The organism is Roseicyclus mahoneyensis (genome assembly GCF_003148775.1).
Classification (GTDB): Bacteria; Pseudomonadota; Alphaproteobacteria; order Rhodobacterales; family Rhodobacteraceae; genus Roseicyclus; species Roseicyclus mahoneyensis.
The window spans coordinates 571207-591402 of the sequence record NZ_QGGW01000001.1 but is presented as its reverse complement, the minus strand read 5'-3'; the positions used below and the strand labels follow the sequence as shown (position 1 = coordinate 591402).

The following is a 20196-nucleotide window of genomic DNA, read 5'->3' as shown; positions in this document are numbered from 1 at the left end:
TCGGGCCGGGGCGGACCTTTTTTCGACCGGTCGAAGGTGCAGGAAAAAACCGCGCCCAAAGCCCGGGCGCGGCCAGTTGACAGGGAGGAAGTCCGCACCGCGCGACCCGCGCGCGGCACCTCTTCACTCTGGCGCAGAAGGGTTAATTTTGTATTGTGCCGCGAAGGCATTTTCGGAGGCGGATCATGGACACCGGCATTTTCATCGGCGGCGGCGGCGAAGACTATGGCACCGCCCAGCACATGCTTCTGAAATATGCCAACCGCCATGGCCTGATCGCGGGCGCCACCGGGACCGGAAAGACGGTGACGCTGCAGATTTTGGCCGAAGGGTTTTCCGCAGCCGGTGTTCCGGTGTTCTTGTCGGATGTGAAGGGCGATCTGGCGGGCCTTGCGCAGGCGGGAAGCGAGACGGGCAAGCTGCATGGCGCCTTCACCGCGCGCGCGGCCACCATCGGGCTCAGTGATTTCGGCTACCGCGCCTGTCCGGTGACCTTCTGGGACCTGTTTGGCCAAAAGGGCCACCCGGTGCGCACCACCGTCAGCGAGATGGGTCCGCTTTTGCTGTCGCGTCTGCTTGATCTGAGCGAGGCGCAGGAAGGCGTTCTCAACATCGCCTTCCGCGTCGCGGACGAAGAGGGGATGGCGCTGCTCGATCTCAAGGATCTGCAGGCGCTGCTGACCTTCGTGGGACAGGCGCGCGCCGATCTGGGCCTGCGCTACGGCAATATCGCACCGGCCTCCATAGGGGCGATCCAGCGGCGGCTTCTGGTGCTGGAGGGGCAAGGCGCCGACCGGCTCTTTGGCGAGCCAGCGCTGGATCTCGCCGATCTCTTCTTGACCGATGCCACCGGCGCGGGCCGCATCAACATCCTTGCCGCCGACAAGCTGATGGGCTCGCCCCGGCTTTACGCGACCTTCTTGCTGTGGCTCTTGTCGGAACTCTTCGAGGAATTGCCCGAGGTGGGCGATCCCGACAAGCCCAAGCTCGTGTTCTTCTTCGACGAGGCGCATCTGCTGTTTGACGATGCCCCCAAGGCACTGGTCGACAAGGTCGAACAGGTCGCCCGCCTTATCCGGTCCAAGGGGGTGGGGGTCTATTTCGTCACGCAAAACCCCTCGGACGTGCCCGAAACCATCCTCGGCCAACTGGGCAACCGCGTCCAGCACGCGCTGCGCGCCTATACCGCCAAGGACCGCACCGATCTGAAACAGGCCGCGCGCAACTACAGGGACAACCCTCGGCTTGATATCGAGACCGCCATCCGCGAGGTCGGCACCGGCGAGGCCGTCACCTCCATGCTCGAGGCCAAGGGCATTCCGGGCATGGCGGAACGCACCTTGATCCGCCCGCCCTCCAGCCATCTGGGCCCGATCGCCGATGCGACACGCGCTGCGCTCATCGGCCTGTCGCCGCTGGCGGGCAAGTATGACGCCGTGATCGACCGCGAGAGCGCCTTCGAGATCTTGCAGGCCCGCGCCGCCCAAGCCGCGCGCGAGGCCGCAGAGGCCGAACAGGCGATGACGGCCCAAGCACCGGAGCCCGCCCGCGAATTCACCTCCGCGCGCCGCTACAGCGGAACCCGCGTCATGAGCGCCCCGGCCACGCCCGCATCGCGCGCCCGGTCCTCCTCCTCCTCGTCGCGCTCGGACAGCGTGGGAGAGGCCTTCGCCAAAAGCTTCGCCCGTCAGCTTGGCACGCAATCCGGCCGCGCCATCGTGCGGGGCGTGCTCGGCGGCCTCTTCCGGAGCCGCTGACCGCTTCTTTGTTTCATAAATATCCCGGGGGAGGCGCCGCAGGCGACGGGGGCAGCGCCCCCTAACTGTCGGGCCGGATCAATCCAAGCCCGCGCAGGTAGATCCCGATCCCCGCCTCCAGCAGATCCTCGGGCGGAAAGGGCGATTGCGCGCCGGGTCGACCGCGCGCGAACAGTTCCACCACCCCGTGGCTCATCGCCCAGATATGGGCCGAGAACATCGCGGGCGGCGGACGTTTGTCAGGCGGTATATGTTCCGACAGCGCCTCCGCCGCGCGTTCCAGCACCGCGCGCGACCGCCCAGCGGCAGCAGCCAGTTCAGGGGTCGCGTTCACGGCCGTGCCGCTTTCGAACATCGCCATATAATGCCCCGGAAAGCGGCGGGCAAAGGCCAGATAGGCCCGCCCGGTCGCCTCAAAAGCCGCCAGCGCCGAAGGCTGCCCCTTGGCAAAGGCATGCTCCATCAGATCGGCAAAGATCTCATGGCCCTGCAGCGCGCATTCCGCGATCAGCTGCTCGCGCCCCTCGAAATGGCGGTAGACGGCGGCAGGGGTGACGCCTGCGGTCTTGGCGGCCTCCGACAGGGTAAAGCCGGTCGGCCCCTTGTCCTCGATCAGGTGCAGGGCCGCGTCGACAAGGGCCTGTCTGAGGTTGCCGTGATGATAGCCGCGTTTGGTCATCCGTTCAGTCAGCCTGAGGGCTGGAATGATCCGTCCACATCTCGGGTCCGCCGCAGATCATCGGATCGGGGCGGCCCACCACGCTGTCGTCCTTTCCGTCATAGGCCACGTCGCACAGCATCGCCCGGATCACCGCCAGCCGCGCGCGGCGCTTGTCGTCGGACCGGATCACCGTCCAGGGCGCGTGGCTGGTATGGCCCAGCGTCAGGGTCTCCGAGATGGCATCGGAATAGGCCTCCCAGCGTTTCAGCCCCTCGACGTCGATCCACGACAGCTTCCATTGCTTCAGGGGATCGCCCTCGCGGTCGAGGAACCGGCGCAATTGTTCCGCGCGGCCCACGTTGAGCCAGATCTTGGTAAGCCGGATACCGTCATCGACCAGCATCCGCTCGAAATCGGGAAGCTGGCGAAAGAAGACCTGCCTTTGCTCGGGGGTGCAGAAGCCAAAGACATGTTCGACCACGCCGCGGTTGTACCAGGACCGGTCATACAGACGGATATCGCCGTTCGCGGGCAGGTGGTGGATGTAGCGCTGGAAATACCATTGGGCGGCCTCGCGGTCGGTGGGTTTGGACAAGGCCACGACGCCCGCCACGCGGGGGTTCAGGTTCTGGCGCACCCGCGCGATGGCGCCGCCCTTGCCGGCGGCGTCGCGCCCTTCGAACACGACCGCGACGCGCTGGCCAGTGTCACGCACCCAGGCGTGGTATTTCACCAGTTCGATCTGCAACCGCGCCAGCTGATCTTCGTACGCGTCCTTGTCCATCCGGTGACGGTAGGGAAAGGAGGGGCTGAGCACGCTGTCCTTCTTGGCATCGCGGATCGCCGCGTGCACATCTCTGGGCGCGTGGTTCTGGTAGAAATCCGTGATGTCTCCGACGAAGGGAACGCTCATGCGCGGCCTGCCTTTGCTCGATATGTTATGCGCTTTGACATTAGGGGGTTGCCCCCCTCAGTTCAATCCGGCGCGCGCGGCGGCGCGGTCGATGGCGGCCACGACCGTTTCAGGCTCGGCGAAATGCGGCGAATGGCCGACGCCCGCCATCACCACAAGGTTGGCCGCCGCGATCTGGCGTGCCAGCGGCTCGGAATGGATGGAGGCCCAGACGGTCGTATCGGCATCGCCGTGCAAGATCTCCACCGGCAGGTCGAGGGCCGCGTAATCGGGCACCATCTGCCGCACCTCGGCCAAAACGCCCGCGCGTTGAAGCGCGTTTTCCCGCAGCGCGCGGCGTTGCAGCGTCAAGCCTGCGCCAATGTACTGGTCGTAGCCCTCGGGCGTCGGTTGCGGGGCGAAAACACTGGCGATGGTGTCGGTCACCACATGGTCGGGCACCCAGGCCGTCAGGATCGGCACGGCCAAAGCCTGCCCCAGCGGGTGCGACAGCACGCGGTAGTAGGTCGACAGCGGCCCCTCCCACGGGTTCGAGGCGGCGGCGAGCAAGATCAGACCCGCCGTCGCCTCCGGGTGTCGCGTGGCCCAGGCCAGCGCGACCGCGCCGCCATAGGAATGGCCCAGCACCAGAGGCCGCTCGACACCAAGTTGCGCAACCGCAGCCACCAACACGTCGGCCTGTTCGAAGATCGTCGCCCCGTCGCGGTCGAGCCGGTCGGAATGGCCAAGGCCGGGCCGGTCCACCACGGTGACCCGGTAGCGGTCCGACAGGCGCCCCACCAGATCCATGGTGAAATCGCGCATGTTGCCGCTGGCACCATGGATCAGCACGATGTCGGGGCCTTGGCCCACCTGCAACAGGTGCAGCCGCGCGCCACCCACCGTCACGAACTGCCCCAGCGGCGGATAGTCTGCCTGCGCGCGCGCCTCGTGGCGCGCCGCCTTCCACAGGGTCACGCCCCAGAAGACCGCCACAATCCCGACAAGGATCAAGAGGACTTTCATGTCCGCCAGTCGGTCGAACGTTGCCCGATCTCGGCCATGACGAAGGGCGTGGTCTGATAGACCTCTGCCACCCAGTTGCCGTAGAGCAGATGGGCATGGCTACGCCAGCGATTGAGCGGCGCGCGGGCTGGGTCATCGCCCGGGTAATAGTTCACGGGCACGTTGATCGCGGTGCCTGCGTCCACGTCGCGGTCGTATTCCTGTTTCAGCGTGTCGCTGTCATATTCAAAATGATTGAATATGTAGAGCGCCCGATGATCTTGATCCTCGACCAGACAGGGGCCGACCTGATCGGAGGCCAGAAGCGTCATCAGCCCCGGCACGGCGTCGATCTCGGGCTGTTTCATCTCGGTCCAGCGGCTTACTGGGATGATGAAATCATCCGAGAACCCGCGCAGATAGGGCGAAGCGGGCTGCAGAACCCTGTGGCGGAAACAGCCGAATGCCTTGGCGGTCAGCATATGCTTTTCGACGCCATGGAAATGGTTGATCATCGCCATGCCCCCCCAGCAGACGCCGAAGGTCGAATGGACATGGGTTTGGGTCCAATCGAAGACCTGTTGCAGCTCGTCCCAATAAGTCACGGCCTCAAACGGCAGATGCTCGATCGGCGCGCCGGTGATGATGAGACCGTCGAACTTCTCGCCCGTGGCGGCGACCTCGGCGAAGGGGCGGTAGAACGCCTCCATATGCTCGGCGGCGGTGTTGCGCGTCTCGTGGTCCGTCATGCGGATCAGCGACAGTTCCACCTGCAAGGGCGAGGCGCCGATCAGCCGGGCGAATTGCGTCTCGGTCTGGATCTTTTTCGGCATCAGGTTCAGCAATCCGATGCGCAGCGGCCGGATGTCCTGCCGGTCGGCCATCTCGGCACCCATGACCTGGACACCCTCGCGTTTGAGGATGGAAAAGGCGGGCAGGGAGGAGGGCAGCTTGATCGGCATGGGCGGTCTTTGGTCCGGGTTTGGGCGTGCTCAGCGCGCGCCCGAGCGGACGTAAAGCAGACCTTCCCAGAATTCCAGCCCGGCCGTCGTGAACAGCGGTTGCAGGCCGATCACGATGCGCTCATCGGTCATGTAGGCAACACCGATGCAGGCGCCGCTGGCGCGATCCTCGACAAGGAAGTAATCCGTCGGCCCGGCGGTGTCGTTCACCCAATCCTCCGCGCGGCGGATCGTGCCGTCATTCTCGACCATCCGCGGACCACAGGTTTCGGCATGACCCTGCAGGGCGGTGTGTTCGGCCACGTCCGGTTGGGGGATCAGGCGATGGAACCGATCCACCAAGGCGCCTCGCTCATAGGTGAATTCATGCGGCGGCGCCGCGCTGTCGTTGACGAAGATGCCATTGTCGAAACATTCGGCACCGATCATGTTCTCGCCTTCGGTCACGGCCAGATTGCCCCACATGCCTGACCGCGCGCGCAGCCTGTCGGCCAGATCCGCAGGAATATCGGCCAGATCGTTCGCGCCCATGCAGCCGCGCGTCGGCGCCTCGACCACGATCCTGAAACCGGGCCTGTCGATCGATACAGGCTCGACCGGGTCGCTGGTGTCGTTGGGCATCACGACCAACTCGCGCTGCGCTTCCCCCGGCGGAATGTCGAAGAACTGGTTCCGGATTTCGAACCCGTTCATGAAGATTTCGACAGCTTCCCCGTAGGGATTTCCGTCCAGCCCCTCGACCCACATGGTGCGCTCGAACCCCGGCGCGGGCAGTTGCAGGCGCAGGCAGTCGAGCATGTAGGCGGTATCGGCACCGCCGGGATGCTCATAGGCGAACCGGCGATCGGGTTCGTCGGGATCGGGCGTGAATACAGGCTGGGTGCAGCCGACCTGTTGATCGATCATCGGCGTCCCGGTGACCGACCCCGACAGGCGCCCCACGAAGCGGCGCCAATGCACGAAAAGCCCGTCCCCCGTCGACGCCCGCAACCAAGCGTCCACGCCCGCTGCCCCGCCCGTGCCGGAATTGAGGTCATACCCCCCCGCGAGAAGATCGTTGATCGGGCCAAACCGCCGACCGTGAACATCTTGAATGACGTAGCGCCAGAAGGCCGCCGTGTCGTAGGGGTCAGTATCCTCGACCGACATCAACGGCGCCCGACTGTAGCGGTGTGTGTCAAGTCGCGTCGACCATCGCGACGGCACGGCCGCGAAGCCAAGAACATCCTCCGCGAACAGGTTTCCCAAGGCCTCGGCGAGCCCCTCCTCCACGAAGGCGGCGGGCGTGCTGGCGACAGGCGAGCCGGCGCTTATGGCGTGGAACAATTCATGTGCGATTGTATCATAGGCTGCATCGGGCACTGCCCCGACCGCCCCGTCCGCGTCGCGCACAAAGCCCATGTCGACGACCAGCGCCTTCAGGGCGGGCGAATAGAACCCAAGCACCGCGGATTCGCGCCCGTGTCCGTCGTCTGTGACAGGGGCAGGGTCGATCATGATGAGAAAGGCGACGACATCCTCGATCACATCGTCGAGCGGGCCGATCCGCACATCGGGTAAGCCACCCAGTGCGGTGGACATGGCGATCTGCTGCGTCAACCCGGGATCGCCCGCGCGGCGCAGCGCGGGGGCATGGGTCAGGCCGCCGTTGAAATACCAGCGCCCGGCCATCTGCGCGACATCTGCAATCGCGTCGCGTGTCACCCTTGGAACGATGAGGGTGACAGGCTCGCCGGATGTGGGATCGAGGGTGATGTATGTGCAGTCGAACCCCGCCACCCCACCACGCGCAATGATGGACAATTCGGTCCCTTCCGCCGTCGCGATACAGCGGGTGGCAAAGCCCCAGCGGGTCCAGTCGTCGGCGCCTTGGGAAAACCCCTGTCCGGGCAGGAGCGCGACCATGACACTGATCGCGATCGCTGTGGCGACCGAATGGAAACTCATGGGCACAGCACTCGGATCATCGCCCGCACAAAGACAGCCACGGCCCATTGAGGCTGTCCGACAACCTCGATTCTCGCAAGCAGATTTCCGGCTCAGTGCCGCGCGAGGGCGGCCGCGACCATGGCCAGCGCATCTTGCGCGTCGCGTACGGCCTCCACCTCGGCGGCAGTGACGGTGACGCCCCAGTTCTTTGCCATCGCGGCGTAAAGCGGCGCGCGGTGCGCCATGGCGCGGCGGTAGGCATATCGGATGAAGGCGTCGGGGTCGGCGGTTTCCGCCGTCTCGCCCTGTTCCGACAGCCAGCCTTGCCACAGCGGCAGAAGGAACTCCGGCTTGTAATACATCGGTTTGGGGTCACGCTCGAAACGGCGGATCAATTCCTCGGTATGGCTTTCGGGGCCTTCGATCCAGACCATCAGACTATGGGTCGACACTGTGCGGAGCACCTCGTCTTGCGCATCCTCGGGGTCCACCACCTCGCAGATCGACCCGCCTGTGTCGGCCACGAAATGCGGGTAGCCATAGAGATCGCGGGCGCGGTGGACGAAATTGGGCGTGTCGAGAAGCGCGTTGATCTCGGCCCGGCGGTGCAGCGCTTGCCGACGCATGTATTCGTCGAAAGGCAGGCCGCCCTTGGCCGCATCGCCCGGCTTGCCCAGATATGTCGAAAGGGGCGCAAGATTGCCGAAGCTGATGTTGGATCCGATATAGATCGAGTCCGATTTCAGCAGTTCGGCCAGCAGTGGCACCTGCATCGCTTGCCGTTTGAGATTGTCGTTGATGTGCTCGCCCATGTAGGCCGTGCCGATGCGGTAATCGATCGAATAGTGATACCAGCCGCCCGCCGCGCGCAGAAGGCTGGCCAGCCGTGTCTTGCCGAGGCCCGACATGCCGAAGACGGCAAGGCATTTTTCCGGGGCGTCAACCCAAGCTTTGGGACTGTCGTAGAGTAGCGGCATGGCGCGGCCTGTCCAATGAGGGTCGGGATGTGATGTAGCGCAGCGGTCTGGCGACTGAAAGGGATGGCGCACCCTAAGGCACGGGAACCAGTCGGGTGATCCCGATGTTGCCCGCGCGCGCCAGATTGGGATCAAGCGACATCGGGATGTATTCGCCGCGCCGCCACAACTCGCCCAGATCGTCGTAGTGGCGCGACAGCGGATTGCCCGACTGGCCGGTGGCAATGACGAAGACCGAACTGTCGGGGTCGGCGAAATCGTAGACCCCCCGGTAGCCCGCGGAATGGGTGTTGAGGAACGGGTCGGGCATCGTGCCGGGTGTGGCGGCGCGGTTGAGCGTGAAATCCCCGCCCGAGGTCGGCTGGCGGATGTTCACGATCCATGACAACAGCCGCGTGTTGCCCAGCACAGGGTGGTCATGCCGCGCTTCATGCGCCGCGCCCCAGCGCCAGCTGGCAAGGTCACGGCCGTATCGTTCCTCAAGCCATTGCAGCGCATCGTCCAGTGCCATGCGCGCGATGTCGGTGCAGGTCTCGGTCGCGGTCGATTGCACGATGTTGCACCAGCGGCTGGCCCCGCCGATGTCGCGGAACACGCGTTCCAGAAAGATCGGTTCGACCTGCAGGAATTCGTCGGCCAGCGGCCCGATCTCGTCGCGGATCAGGCGCTGCTGCAATTCGCGCATCCAGGCGGCATAGATCAGCGGTTCGGGCAGATGCTCGTTCATCTCGCCGTTCCATTCCGCAAGCAGCGCCAGCGCCCTTTGGCGACGGCGTTCGGGGGTGCCGTCGGGCGCAGTTTCGCCGGTGAACCACAGGTCACGGGCGACCAGCGGCAAGATGTTGCGCGCAGCCGCCGACACGGTGTCAAGCTGCGCCTCGATGAAGCTGTCGCGGGTATGGACCTCGCGTGCCTCCATCAGCCGCGAGAGCCGCGTGATTCGTTGCGTGTCACCCCAGGTGAACGACACATGGAGCGGGAATGCGCGGTCCACCGTCCGGTTGTTGGTGTTGCCGAGGATCCCGGTTTCGGGATCGACGAAGGATGGGTTGGCGAAATACTGCGTGACACCCTGCCAGCGATTGTCCGCGATCCAGCCGGGGCTTGGCATGCGCGCCTGCGTCTGATGCGCCGTCATCCGCCAAGGCATGTGGCCGATCACCTGCATGGCGATGCGCCCGTCGGCGCTTGCCAGCATCAGGTTCTGGGCGGGGGCCACGAAATCCTCGCCCGCTGCCAGCCCCTCCTCGATGGTGGAGGCGGTCATCAGGCGCAGGCCGGTCTGGATCGAGGTGTTATCCTCGGTCAGCGCAGTCCAGGCCATGCTCATGACATGACCGGGGGGCGTGATGGTGCCGAAATCGTAATGCACACCCGGAATGACGGGGCCGTTCTCGGTCCAGCGCCGGGTGATGGTCACGGGGGCGCTGTCGGCCACCTCGATCACGCGGCGGTCGGTGCGGAATTCCGCCCATCCGTCTGGTGTGCGGTATTGCTCGGGGTTCTCGGGGTTCAGTTCCTCGACATAGAGGTCGATGTCGTCGAGATAGGCCGAAGTGATGCCCCAGGCCAACCGGTCGTTGCGGCCCGCCAGGATGACCGGCATGCCGGGGATCGTGGCGCCGATGACGCCGCCCGCCTGCAATTCAAGCCGGGCCAGATACCAGATCGTCGGCGCGGTCAGCCCCAGATGCGGGTCATTGGCCAAAAGCGTCCCGGATGCGGCCGCGCGCGCCGGTGTCGCGGCCCAGACATTCGAGGCACCCGCCCGTCCGCGCCCCTGGGCATGGGGGTGGAGTGGATGGCGCGGCGCGGCGGCGGCCTGCGCAAAACGCGACGCGGGTGTTTCGAAGAGATCGGGATAGGCGGGCAGGCTGGCCAGTTCCGCGACACCGCCCCCCGGGGCGTCGGGCAAGAGATCGGCAAGACCCGCGGGATCGTCCAGTGCCAGCGACAGGCGCGCGCGCAAAACCTCTTCCTCATGGTGGCCGGCCAGTTGCAGCGCCATCATGAAGCTGACCGCCACGCTGTCGGCGGGCCGCCAAGGCGCGATCTCGGGCTCGAACAAGAACAGTTCCGGTGCCCCGCGGCCCAGGGCTTCGGACCCGACCAGTCCCAGCCAAGCATTCACCCCGTCGGAATAGGCCTGCAGCGCCGCGACCGTCTCTGGGTCGAGCGCATCGACCGAGGCGCTGGACAACGCGTAGACGTCCAGCCGCCTGAGCAGGTCGTCGATCTGCAACGTCGGTTCGCCGAAAAGTTCCGACAACCGGCCTTGCGCGGTGCGGCGCAGCGTCAGCATCTGCCACAGCCTGTCCTGCGCATGGGCTAGACCCAGGCCGAAATAGACGTCGTGGTCGGTTGCGCCGAAGATATGCGGCACGGCGGCAGTGTCGCGCACGATCTCGACCGGCGCGGTCAGGCCGGGCACCGTCCATGTGGCGCCATAATCAGGGATCGAGCGCCCACCGATCCACCACACCGCCAGCACGACGCAGACAAGCAGCGCCACGGCGAGCGCGACCAATCGGACAAGCCAGCGAAGAAGAACGGACATCAGGCCTCGCGCGGGGTTTCACAGCGGGGTGCTATCCGATGCCCCGGGAATTGCAAGGCGGTGTCATGCCCCCGTCAGGGCAGGATGCGGGTGTAGCGCGTTCCGTCAAGCGTGGCGCCGATGATCAGACCGGCCTGGCCGTAGATCACCGCGATGACCGGATCGCTCAGGGTGGTGGTGTCCACGCCCAGATTGCCGCCCTGATCGATTGCGGCATAGCGCATGTCGGCACCCACGGCCCAGCCCGGCGAGGTGCGGAAGCTCTGCAAGGCCTCGTCGGTCATGAAGAAAAGGGTATGGGCGTATTGCTGCGCGCCGATCTGCAGGCCGAATGTGCCCGAAACTGCCGAGTAATAATCGACCGTCGCCCCGTTGATCCGCAGCGCGCCACGGCCGTAAGAACCGCCAAATCCGAACCCTGCCTCGGTGATCAGCGGCATGATCAGCATGCCACGGGAATCGCGGGCCAGATCTTGCGTACCGGGCACCTCGCGGAACATGAATTCCTGCGCGGCATTGACCCGTGCGTCGATGCGCTGCGATCCGTCCGAGTTGATGCCGTTGCCGCAGGCCGCCACAAACGGCAGGGATGCGCCGGTTATCACGAAATGACGACGGGTCAGGGTGCTCATGGTGGGTTGCCTCTTGCCGGATGCCTCTGGGTGCAGGTCATTCAATCGCCTGCGCATTGGCTTGCACGATACGCCGCAAGGTCTCGTCTGTCACCTGAAAACCACAAGCGCTGGCGGCTTCCCGCCGACCATCCGCTACCCGTTGAGGATACGCGCAACCCTTGGGGCGAAATAGGTCAGCACACCATCGCAGCCCGCGCGCCGGAACGACATCAGGCTTTCGAGCATCACCTTGTCGCCCGCGATCCAGCCATTGGCCGCCGCCGCCTCGATCATCGCGTATTCGCCCGAGACCTGATAGGCATAGGTCGGCGCGCCGAAACGGTCCTTCACCTCGCGCACCATGTCGAGATAGGGCAGGCCGGGTTTGACCATCACCATGTCCGCGCCCTCCATCAGGTCGCGCTCGACGCATCTGAGCGCGGCCAGACGGTTGGCCGGGTCGATCTGATAGGTGAACTTGTCGCCCTTGAGCGCGCCCGAGGCGCCGACGGCGTCCCGGAACGGACCGTAGAAGGCCGAGGCAAACTTGGCCGCATAGGACATGATCGTCACACCTTGATGCCCCCCGGTCTCGAGTGCTGCGCGGATCGCGCCGATGCGCCCGTCCATCATGTCCGACGGACCCAGGATATCGGCCCCGGCCTCTGCCTGCGCCAGCGCCATCTTGACCAGCGCGTCCACCGTCTCGTCGTTCACGATGACGCCGTCCCGCACGATCCCGTCATGCCCGTTGATGTTGTAGGGGTCGAGCGCGATGTCGGTCATGATCGCGATCTGGATCCCCGCATCGCGGATCGCCTTGATCGCCCGGTTCGACAGGTTGTCGGGGTTCCAGGCCTCTTCGCATAGTTGGGTCTTGAGGCGCGCGTCGGTATAGGGGAACAGGCAGATCGCCGGAATGCCGAGGCTGGCCGCTTCCCGCGCGGCCTCCACGATCTTGTCGACCGAGCGGCGTAGAACGCCGGGCATGGAGGCCACAGGTTCCTCGATGCCCACCCCGTCGCGGACGAAGATCGGCCAGATCAGGTCGTTCACGCTCAATTCGCTTTCCCGCACAAGATTGCGCAGGGCGGGTGTCGCGCGGACGCGGCGGTGTCGGGTCATCGGAAACGGGGCCTGGGGCATCGTGAGCGCCTTCTGTGCGACATCAGAGGCCCATTCGGTGGCATGCGGCTTGCCCAAGGGCAAGGGTGCAGGTTGTCCCGGCGAGCCCCGGCCCGCGCTGCATTGCAGGGCTGGAAACCGGCGCGGGGCACGCCTATGGTGCCGCCCAGAAAAACACAAACGAACGATCGGGCGGCGCGCGCTTTGGATTTCCTCGACCTCGTCACTCAGGTCATCGACCTCAGGTCGTTCTCGAACCTCTGGTACTGGATCGTTCTGGCTATCTTGTGGTCAACCCTGTCGCATTGGGTTCTCGGGGTTCCGTTCCACATCGTACAGCGCGCCCGCCGCGGGGATGAGGACAGCCTGCGCGACATGCGCGCGCTGGCCGAGATCAATGCCCGCCGTATTCTTGATTTCGCAGAGCTTTCCGGCATCGCAATGGTGGCGGCCTCGTGTTTCGTGGTCACGTCCCTTGTCATTCTGGGCTGGGGTTACAGGGTGGAATTCTGTCAGGCGCTCGTTTTGCTGCTTTTGCCGCTGATCCTTGTCACGGCGCTGTCGGTGCGCACGGCGATGGTGCTGCGCGACACCGGGTTCGAGAACCTTGCCATCCGCCTGCGCAACCACCGCCTTCTGGTGCAGGGTGTGGGGATCGTCTTCATCTTCGTGACCGCCCTTTGGGGCATGTATGTCAACGTGAGCGTCAGCCGCCTGTATTGATGGCTGGTGGCTTGACACCGCCCCCCCGCGGCGTAGGTGAGGCCCCCATGGTCCAGAGCCCCAGCCATATCCTCGCCTCCGGCACGCCCGAGGGGTTCGACGCCACGATCGTGTTGCGCGAGCTGGCGCAAGGCGGCGTGCCGGTGCTGCATGTGGCCCGCGACGACAAGCGCATGGCGGCGATGGCGCGCGCGCTGGCGTTCTTCGACCCTTCTGTGCCCGTGCTGCAGTTCCCCGGCTGGGATTGCCTGCCCTATGACCGCGTGTCGCCCAACCCGGAGATTTCGGCCGCGCGCATGGCGACGCTCGCGGCCCTTGCCGGGGGGCTCTCGGGGTCTTTCATCGTGCTGACGACGCTCAACGCCGCCACGCAATTCGTGCCGCCGCGCGACCTGCTGCGCACCTCGGCCTTCATCGCCACGGTGGGTGGGCGTCTGGATCAGGGAGTGCTCAAGGCGTTCTTGGTGCGCATGGGGTTTTCTCAGACGCCCACGGTGACCGAGCCGGGCGATTACGCGGTGCGGGGCGGCATCATCGATGTCTGGCCGCCCGGCGAAAGCGGGCCTGTGCGGCTTGACCTGTTTGGCGATGTGCTGGACGGGGCGCGACGGTTCGATCCCGTGTCGCAGCGGACGACGGAAAAGCTGGAGCGGGTCGAACTGGCCCCGGTCTCCGAGGTGGTGCTGGACGAGGCCGCGATCACGCGGTTCCGGCAGAACTACCGGATCGAGTTCGGCGCGGCGGGCACGGATGATCCGCTTTACGAGGCGGTCAGCGCGGGGCGCAAGCATCAAGGCGTGGAGCACTGGCTGCCGTTCTTTCAGGAACGGTTGGAGACCATCTTTGACTACCTGCCGGGCGCTAGGATCACGCTGGACGACCAGACCACGCCGCAACGGCTGGCGCGGTGGGAAACCATTTCCGATCAATATGATACGCGCAAGACTGCGCTGACGCAAAAGGGGCGGCTCGATACGGTCTACAAGCCCGTGCCGCCCGGTCTGCTGTATCTTGACGACGCCGCATGGGACCGCGCGACCGCCGGTCACCGCATGGTGCAATTCGCCCCGATCCCCGCTGCGCCCGGTCCCGGCATCCTCGACATGGGCGGGCGTGTCGGACGCAACTTCGCGCCTGAGCGGCAGAACGAATCGCTAAGTCTTTTTGGGTCTTTGGCGGATCATGTTAAGGCAAAGCGTGAAGAGAGTGCCGTGGTCATCGCATCTTGGTCCGAAGGCGCGCGCGAACGCCTGCACGGGCTGTTGGAAGATCAGGGTGTTGCGGATGCGAACCTTGTCGCAGATGCCCGCGCCCTTGGCCCCAAGGGAAGTTTGAGCCTCGTCGTCTGGCCGCTGGAGGAAGGTTTTACCGGCGCGGGTCTGACAGTAATTTCGGAACAAGACGTGCTGGGCGACCGATTGATCCGCCCCAAGCGCAAGACCAAGCGCGCCGAAAACTACCTGACCGAGGCGCAATCGCTGTCGCCCGGTGATCTGGTCGTTCACGTCGATCATGGGGTGGGCCGCTACAAGGGGCTGGAAACCGTCACGGCGATGGGCGCGCCGCATGAATGCCTTTTGCTGGAATATGCTGGCGGAGACAGGCTTTACCTGCCGGTCGAGAACATCGAACTGCTCAGCCGTTACGGCCATGACGAAGGGTTGCTCGATCGTCTGGGCGGCGGCGCGTGGCAGGCGAAAAAGGCCAAGCTCAAGGAACGCATCCGCCAGATCGCCGACAAGCTGATCCGCATTGCCGCCGAACGGCTGTTGCGCAAGGCCCCCATCCTCGAGCCGCCCGGCGACATGTGGGAGGCGTTTTGCGCCCGCTTCCCCTATGAGGAGACCGACGATCAGCTGTCGGCGATTGCCGATGTGCTCGAAGACCTCGAGGCAGGCCGCCCGATGGACCGGCTGGTGGTGGGCGATGTTGGCTTCGGCAAGACCGAGGTGGCGATGCGCGCGGCCTTCGTCGCGGCCGCATCCGGGCTTCAGGTGGCAGTGATCGCGCCCACCACGCTGCTCGCGCGCCAGCACGCCAAGACCTTTGCCGACCGGTTCCGGGGCTTTCCGGTCACTGTCCGCCAACTCAGTCGCTTTGTCGGCACCAAGGAGGCTGCCGAGACCAAGAAGGGCATGGCGGACGGGACTGTGGACATCGTCATCGGCACCCATGCGCTGCTGGCCAAGGGCATCCGGTTCCACAATCTGGGCCTGATGATCGTGGACGAGGAACAGCGGTTCGGCGTCGGCCACAAGGAACGGCTCAAGGAAATGCGTTCGGACGTGCATGTTCTGACGCTGTCGGCCACGCCCATCCCGCGCACGCTGCAGATGTCGCTCTCGGGTGTGCGTGACCTGTCGATGATCGGCACGCCGCCCGTCGACCGGCTGGCGATCCGCACCTATGTCAGCGAGTTTGACAGCGTCACGATCCGCGAGGCGCTGTTGCGCGAACACTATCGCGGCGGGCAGAGCTTTTACGTCGTGCCCCGGATCGAGGATCTGCCCGAGGTCGAGCAATTCCTGCGCGAACAGGTGCCCGAGGTGACCTATGTGGTCGCCCATGGCCAGATGGCGGCGGGGGAACTGGATGACCGGATGGTGGCCTTCTACGATGGGAAATACGACGTGCTGCTGGCCACGACCATCGTGGAATCCGGCATCGACATCCCGACCGCCAACTCCATGATCATCCACCGCGCCGACATGTTCGGTCTCGCGCAGCTCTACCAGATCCGGGGCCGCGTGGGCCGCGCCAAGACGCGCGCCTATGCGTATCTCACCACCAAGCCGCGCATGAAGCTGACGCCCGCCGCCGAGAAGCGGTTGCGCGTTCTTGGCAGCCTCGACAGTCTGGGTGCTGGTTTCGTCATCGCCAGCCAAGACCTCGATATCCGGGGCGCGGGCAATATCGTGGGCGAGGAACAATCCGGCCATGTCAAGGAAGTGGGCTTCGAACTGTACCAATCCATGCTGGAGGAGGCGATTGCCAAGATCCGCTCGGGCGAGGCCGAGGGGCTGCCGGGCGATGACGGGCAATGGTCGCCCCAGATCAACCTTGGCGTGCCGGTGCTGATCCCGGAGGATTATGTGCCCGACCTCGACGTGCGGCTTGGGCTTTATCGACGGCTGTCGCAGCTTGACACCAAGGTGGAGCTTGAGGGCTTCGCCGCCGAATTGATCGACCGTTTTGGCACCTTGCCAAAGGAGGTCAACACGCTGCTGCTGGTCGTACGCATCAAGGCGATGTGCAAACGCGCCCATATCGCGCGGCTCGATGCCGGACCCAAGGGCGCGACGGTGCAGTTCCACATGGACAAGTTCCCCAATCCTGCGGGCCTTGTCGCCTTTGTGCAGGACCAGAAGGGGCTGGCCAAGGTGCGTGACAACAAGATCGTGGTGCGCCGCGATTGGGCCAGCGACGCCGACAAGATCAAGGGTGCCTTTGCCATCGCGCGCGATCTGGCGGTGCACGCGGGCGCCAAGGCGGCCTGAGCCCTTGGCCTGGGTCGCGCCCAAAGCGCGTAGCCTTATCCCCGGTCGCGTGGCATCCAGATCATCACCAGCGCGCCGAGGCCCGACAAGATTGCCGCGCCAAGGATGAGCGGCAGGGGCGTGCCGTCGAAGAACTGCCCGATGACGGCCCCGATCGCCGCGCCGCCCACGGTTGCCAGCGCGCCCATGACGGACGCCGCCATGCCCGCGATATGGCCCAAAGGCTCCAGCGCCAGCGCGTTGAGGTTGCCGATGGTGAATCCCGCCAGAGCGAAGACGCTGCACGACCAGGCGAAGAAGACCCAGAAGCCCGCCGCATCAAGGCTGCCAAAGGCGAAAAGGCCCGCCACGAAAGCCGAGGTCAGCATTTGCGCCAGAAGCGCCCGGCGTACCAGCGGGCGCATGCCCAGCCGAATAACCAAAATCCCGTTGATCGGGGCCGCCGGGGCTGCCACCGCCGCAATGAAAGCGAACCAGAACGGAAAGCTCGCCGCCCGGCCGAAGGTCTCGTCGAAGATCGGCTGGATCGAGGAAATGGTACCGAAGAGCGTGCCGAAGATCAGGGTCTGCACCACAATCGACAGTTGCATCTGACGCAGGACCAGCGTTTCGCGGAACGCCTCCCACAGCGGGCTCAACCGGAAGGGACGGCGCGCCGCGCGCGGCAGGGTCTCGGGCTGACGGATGAGCAACCAGCCGACCGAGAGCGCAGAGAAGATCAAGAAGGCCAGAAAGATCGCGCGCCAGCCAAAGCCCCAGATGATCACGGCCCCGATCATGGGGGCGACGGCGGGGAAGATGGTGAAGATCAGCATGGCGAAGCTGACGATCTGTGCCATCGCGCGGCCCGAATAGAGGTCGCGGATGATCGCGGTGGCCACCACGCGGGGCCCCGCCGCGCCAAGCCCTTGCAAGATGCGCGCGGCCAGAAGCAGTTCGAGCGAGGGCGCCACCCACGCCAGAATCGCGCCGATCACGTAGAGCGCGGCACCCGCCATGATGACCGGCTTGCGCCCGAAACTGTCCGACAGCGGCCCGGTGAAGAGCGTGCCGATCCCGAGGCCGAGGACGAAACTGGTCAGAACGAGTTGCGCGAGGTTGGGATCACCCGGCGTCAGCGCCTGCGCGATCTCGGGCAGGGCGGGCAGCATCGCGTCGATGGAAAAGGCGACGGTCGCAAAGATCATCCCCATCAGCGCGATGAATTCTCCGCGCGAGAGGCGGGGGGCCGGGGGCGCGCCCATGCTCATGTCCTGCGCTCTGAGGGGACGTTGCGCCGTCCGTATCTGGAGGAAGATGAATGGCTCAAGTGCCCTCCGCGCCAAGCTGCCCGGTGATCTCGTCGATGACCGAGAGCCAGGTTTCAGTGGGCTGCGCGCCGGTCAGCACATGGCTGTTGGCGATGACGAAGGTCGGCACCCCGTTGACGCCGCGTGACCGTGCATGGGTGTCGCGGGCGCGGATGTCATCAGTGTCGGAAGGGCCTGCCAGAAGCGTCTCGGTCAGGGCGCGATCCATGCCGGCGCTCTGGGCGATGTCGGCAAGCGTGGCAGCGTCGCCGATGTCGCGGCCATCGACGAAATAGGCCCGGAACAGCGCCAGAACGACAGGCGTCTGACGCCCTTCGATCCCCGCCCAATGGATCAGGCGGTGCGCGTCGAGCGTGCTCGGCGTGCGCGGGATGGCCTCGAGGTTCAGGGCAAGGCCCACCTTCTGCGCATGTTGCAGCACTGGCAGATAGGCCTGGACCGCCCGATCCTTGCCGCCGAACTTGGCCTCCAGATAGGCGCGGCGGTCCATGCCGCCCGGCGGCATCTCGGGGTTGAGCTGGAACGGGTGCCATTCGATGACAAAGGGGTGATCGGGCCGCGCCTCGAGCGCGCGGGCAAGGTTGGCCCAGCCGATGTAGCACCATGGGCAGATCGGGTCGCTGAGGATGTCGAGCGTGATCATGTCCTGTCCTTCAGCAGGTGCGCCAGCGCGCGTCGGTCGAGCTTGCCATTGGCCGAGCGGGGCAAGGCGGGCAGCGCGATATAGAGCCGTGGCTGCTTGTAGCGCGCAAGCCGTGCCTCGGCCAGCGCGCGCAAGGCGGCCTCCGTTGCGTCACCGACATGGGCCAGCGCGATGACGGTGGTGTCGGTCTTGACCTCGACCGGGGCGGCTGCGCAGTCGATGAGGCCGGGGGCGGTCTGAAACGCCGCCTCCACCTCCAGAGGCGAGACGCGGAACCCGCCCGTGGTCATCAGATCGTCCCGCCGCCCGTGATAGCTAAGCGCGCCATCCGGCTCAGCCGAGACCAGATCGCCGGTCAGGAACCAGTCGCCGCTCAAGGGCAGGGCGGGGCCATCTTGCCTGAGGTAGCCCAGCATCAGACCCGGATCGGAGCGGTGGATGGCAAGGATGCCTGTCTCGCCCGGCGCCACCTCCGCCCCGTCGGGCGTCACGACGGCGACGCGGCGACCGGGCTGCGGGTAGCCCAGCGTGCCCTCGGGCGCCGGGCGCACCGGGCTGCCCGAAACGAAGGTGGAGCATTCCGACATGCCGAGCGCCTCGTGGATGGTCGTGCCCGTCGCGGCCTGCCAGCGGCTGCGCAACGCCTCGGGCAGTTTCTCGCCCGCCGCGAGCGCATGGCGCAAGGTGGGCAAGGGCAGGGGCGCGTCGCCTGCGAGCAGCTTGCGGAAAACGCCGGGCGCCGCGGCAAAGAGCGTTGCGTCATGGCGTCTGAGCAGCAGCGCCAACGCCTCGGGCGGTGTTCCAGGCGCCGGGATGAGCGCCGTCGCCCCGATCGCCCAAGGATCGAGCAGCCCGGTGCCGAGCGTGAAGGTCCAGTTGAAGGCGCCGGCATGCAGCATCCGGTCGTCTTGCCTCAGCCCGTACCAGCCGGCCCACATCATCTGGCGCGCCCAGATCGCGCGATGGGCATGGGCCACCGGCTTGGGCGTGCCGGACGAGCCCGAGGTGAAAACCAGATAGGCAAGACGGTCGGGGCTGCCCATGACGTAATCCGCCGGGGCATGGCCCATCAGGGCAGTCAGATCGGTCAACACCGGGCAGGGCGGGGATGTGGGCAGGGCCAGCCCGGGTGCGGCCAGGATGGTTTTGGGCGCGACCAGCGGGGTCAGCTTGTCCAACTCCGGTTGCGTCAGCCCCTCGGCTGTGGGCACCGGGATCAGGCCCGCCGCCACGCAGCCAAGAAAGGCGATCGGAAACTCGGGTGTGTTGCCAAGGCGCAGAAGGATGTGCGCGCCGGGCGTCAGCCCCAGCGCCAAGAGGCCGCCTGCCACCGCCCTGACGGCCGCCTCCAGCCGCGCGAAACTCCACCGTTCGGCGCGTGTCGGACCCAGAACCGCCAGCGCGATCTTGTCGGGCGTGTCGCGCCCGGCGGACAGGACGTGATCGGCAAGGTTGAAGGGCGCGGGGCAGGGCTGCATGGCTTGCCGATTACGCGCGCCTCCGCCGCGTTGCAAGTCGCCGCACGGCCCGCTAATGGCCTGTCA

The 20196-nt window shown here is 65.8% G+C and carries 15 protein-coding genes; 3 read left to right on the top strand and 12 right to left on the bottom strand.

Annotated elements, in window-relative coordinates:
* Positions 1-185 precede the first annotated feature (185 nt).
* The gene (locus C7455_RS02935; protein ID WP_109665267.1) at positions 186-1757 is read left to right on the top strand and encodes a helicase HerA-like domain-containing protein; all 1572 of its coding nucleotides are present in this window, start codon (positions 186-188) and stop codon (positions 1755-1757) included.
* Between the two features lie 61 nt (positions 1758-1818).
* On the opposite strand, the gene C7455_RS02930 is transcribed toward C7455_RS02935, so the two are convergent.
* The 9 genes from C7455_RS02930 to hemB form a co-directional block, all read right to left on the bottom strand.
* On the bottom strand, positions 1819-2436 hold the full coding sequence (locus C7455_RS02930) for a TetR/AcrR family transcriptional regulator (RefSeq protein WP_109665265.1): 618 nt from the start codon (positions 2434-2436) through the stop codon (positions 1819-1821).
* Between the two features lie 4 nt (positions 2437-2440).
* On the bottom strand, positions 2441-3331 hold the full coding sequence (ppk2, locus tag C7455_RS02925) for a polyphosphate kinase 2 (RefSeq protein WP_109665263.1): 891 nt from the start codon (positions 3329-3331) through the stop codon (positions 2441-2443).
* 57 nt (positions 3332-3388) lie between these two features.
* Complete coding sequence (locus C7455_RS02920; RefSeq protein ID WP_109665261.1) at positions 3389-4336, bottom strand: alpha/beta fold hydrolase; 948 nt, start codon at positions 4334-4336, stop codon at positions 3389-3391.
* Positions 4333-5277 (bottom strand): homoserine O-succinyltransferase, encoded by a 945-nt coding sequence (locus C7455_RS02915; RefSeq protein WP_109665258.1) that lies wholly within the window; start codon positions 5275-5277, stop codon positions 4333-4335. The genes C7455_RS02920 and C7455_RS02915 overlap by 4 nt, the downstream gene beginning before the upstream one ends.
* A gap of 30 nt (positions 5278-5307) precedes the next feature.
* On the bottom strand, positions 5308-7224 hold the full coding sequence (locus tag C7455_RS02910) for a hypothetical protein (protein WP_109665252.1): 1917 nt from the start codon (positions 7222-7224) through the stop codon (positions 5308-5310).
* A gap of 92 nt (positions 7225-7316) precedes the next feature.
* Positions 7317-8183, bottom strand: a complete 867-nt coding sequence (locus C7455_RS02905; RefSeq protein ID WP_109665247.1) for an ATPase — start codon at positions 8181-8183, stop codon at positions 7317-7319.
* Positions 8184-8256: 73 nt separating this feature from the next.
* A complete protein-coding gene (locus tag C7455_RS02900) occupies positions 8257-10740 on the bottom strand; it encodes a penicillin acylase family protein (RefSeq protein ID WP_109665241.1) in 2484 nt (827 codons plus the stop codon).
* Positions 10741-10814: 74 nt separating this feature from the next.
* The gene (locus tag C7455_RS02895; RefSeq protein ID WP_109665234.1) at positions 10815-11372 is read right to left on the bottom strand and encodes a lipid-binding SYLF domain-containing protein; all 558 of its coding nucleotides are present in this window, start codon (positions 11370-11372) and stop codon (positions 10815-10817) included.
* A gap of 135 nt (positions 11373-11507) precedes the next feature.
* Positions 11508-12500: a porphobilinogen synthase gene (gene hemB / locus C7455_RS02890; protein ID WP_109666125.1), complete on the bottom strand. Its 993-nt coding sequence runs from the start codon at positions 12498-12500 to the stop codon at positions 11508-11510.
* A 183-nt stretch (positions 12501-12683) separates the two neighbouring features.
* Here hemB and C7455_RS02885 point away from each other — a divergent pair, with 183 nt between their 5' ends.
* Both C7455_RS02885 and mfd read left to right on the top strand, forming a co-directional pair.
* Positions 12684-13202: a component of SufBCD complex gene (locus tag C7455_RS02885; RefSeq protein WP_109666123.1), complete on the top strand. Its 519-nt coding sequence runs from the start codon at positions 12684-12686 to the stop codon at positions 13200-13202.
* Between the two features lie 47 nt (positions 13203-13249).
* On the top strand, positions 13250-16699 hold the full coding sequence (gene mfd, locus C7455_RS02880) for a transcription-repair coupling factor (protein ID WP_109665230.1): 3450 nt from the start codon (positions 13250-13252) through the stop codon (positions 16697-16699).
* A gap of 35 nt (positions 16700-16734) precedes the next feature.
* Here the strand turns inward: mfd and C7455_RS02875 are convergent, their stop codons facing one another.
* From C7455_RS02875 to C7455_RS02865, 3 genes are all read right to left on the bottom strand, one after another.
* Complete coding sequence (locus C7455_RS02875; protein WP_109665226.1) at positions 16735-17943, bottom strand: multidrug effflux MFS transporter; 1209 nt, start codon at positions 17941-17943, stop codon at positions 16735-16737.
* A 61-nt stretch (positions 17944-18004) separates the two neighbouring features.
* A complete protein-coding gene (locus C7455_RS02870; protein ID WP_109665221.1) occupies positions 18005-18652 on the bottom strand; it encodes a DsbA family oxidoreductase in 648 nt (215 codons plus the stop codon).
* Positions 18649-20130, bottom strand: a complete 1482-nt coding sequence (locus C7455_RS02865; protein ID WP_109665215.1) for a class I adenylate-forming enzyme family protein — start codon at positions 20128-20130, stop codon at positions 18649-18651. The genes C7455_RS02870 and C7455_RS02865 overlap by 4 nt, the downstream gene beginning before the upstream one ends.
* Positions 20131-20196 lie beyond the last annotated feature (66 nt).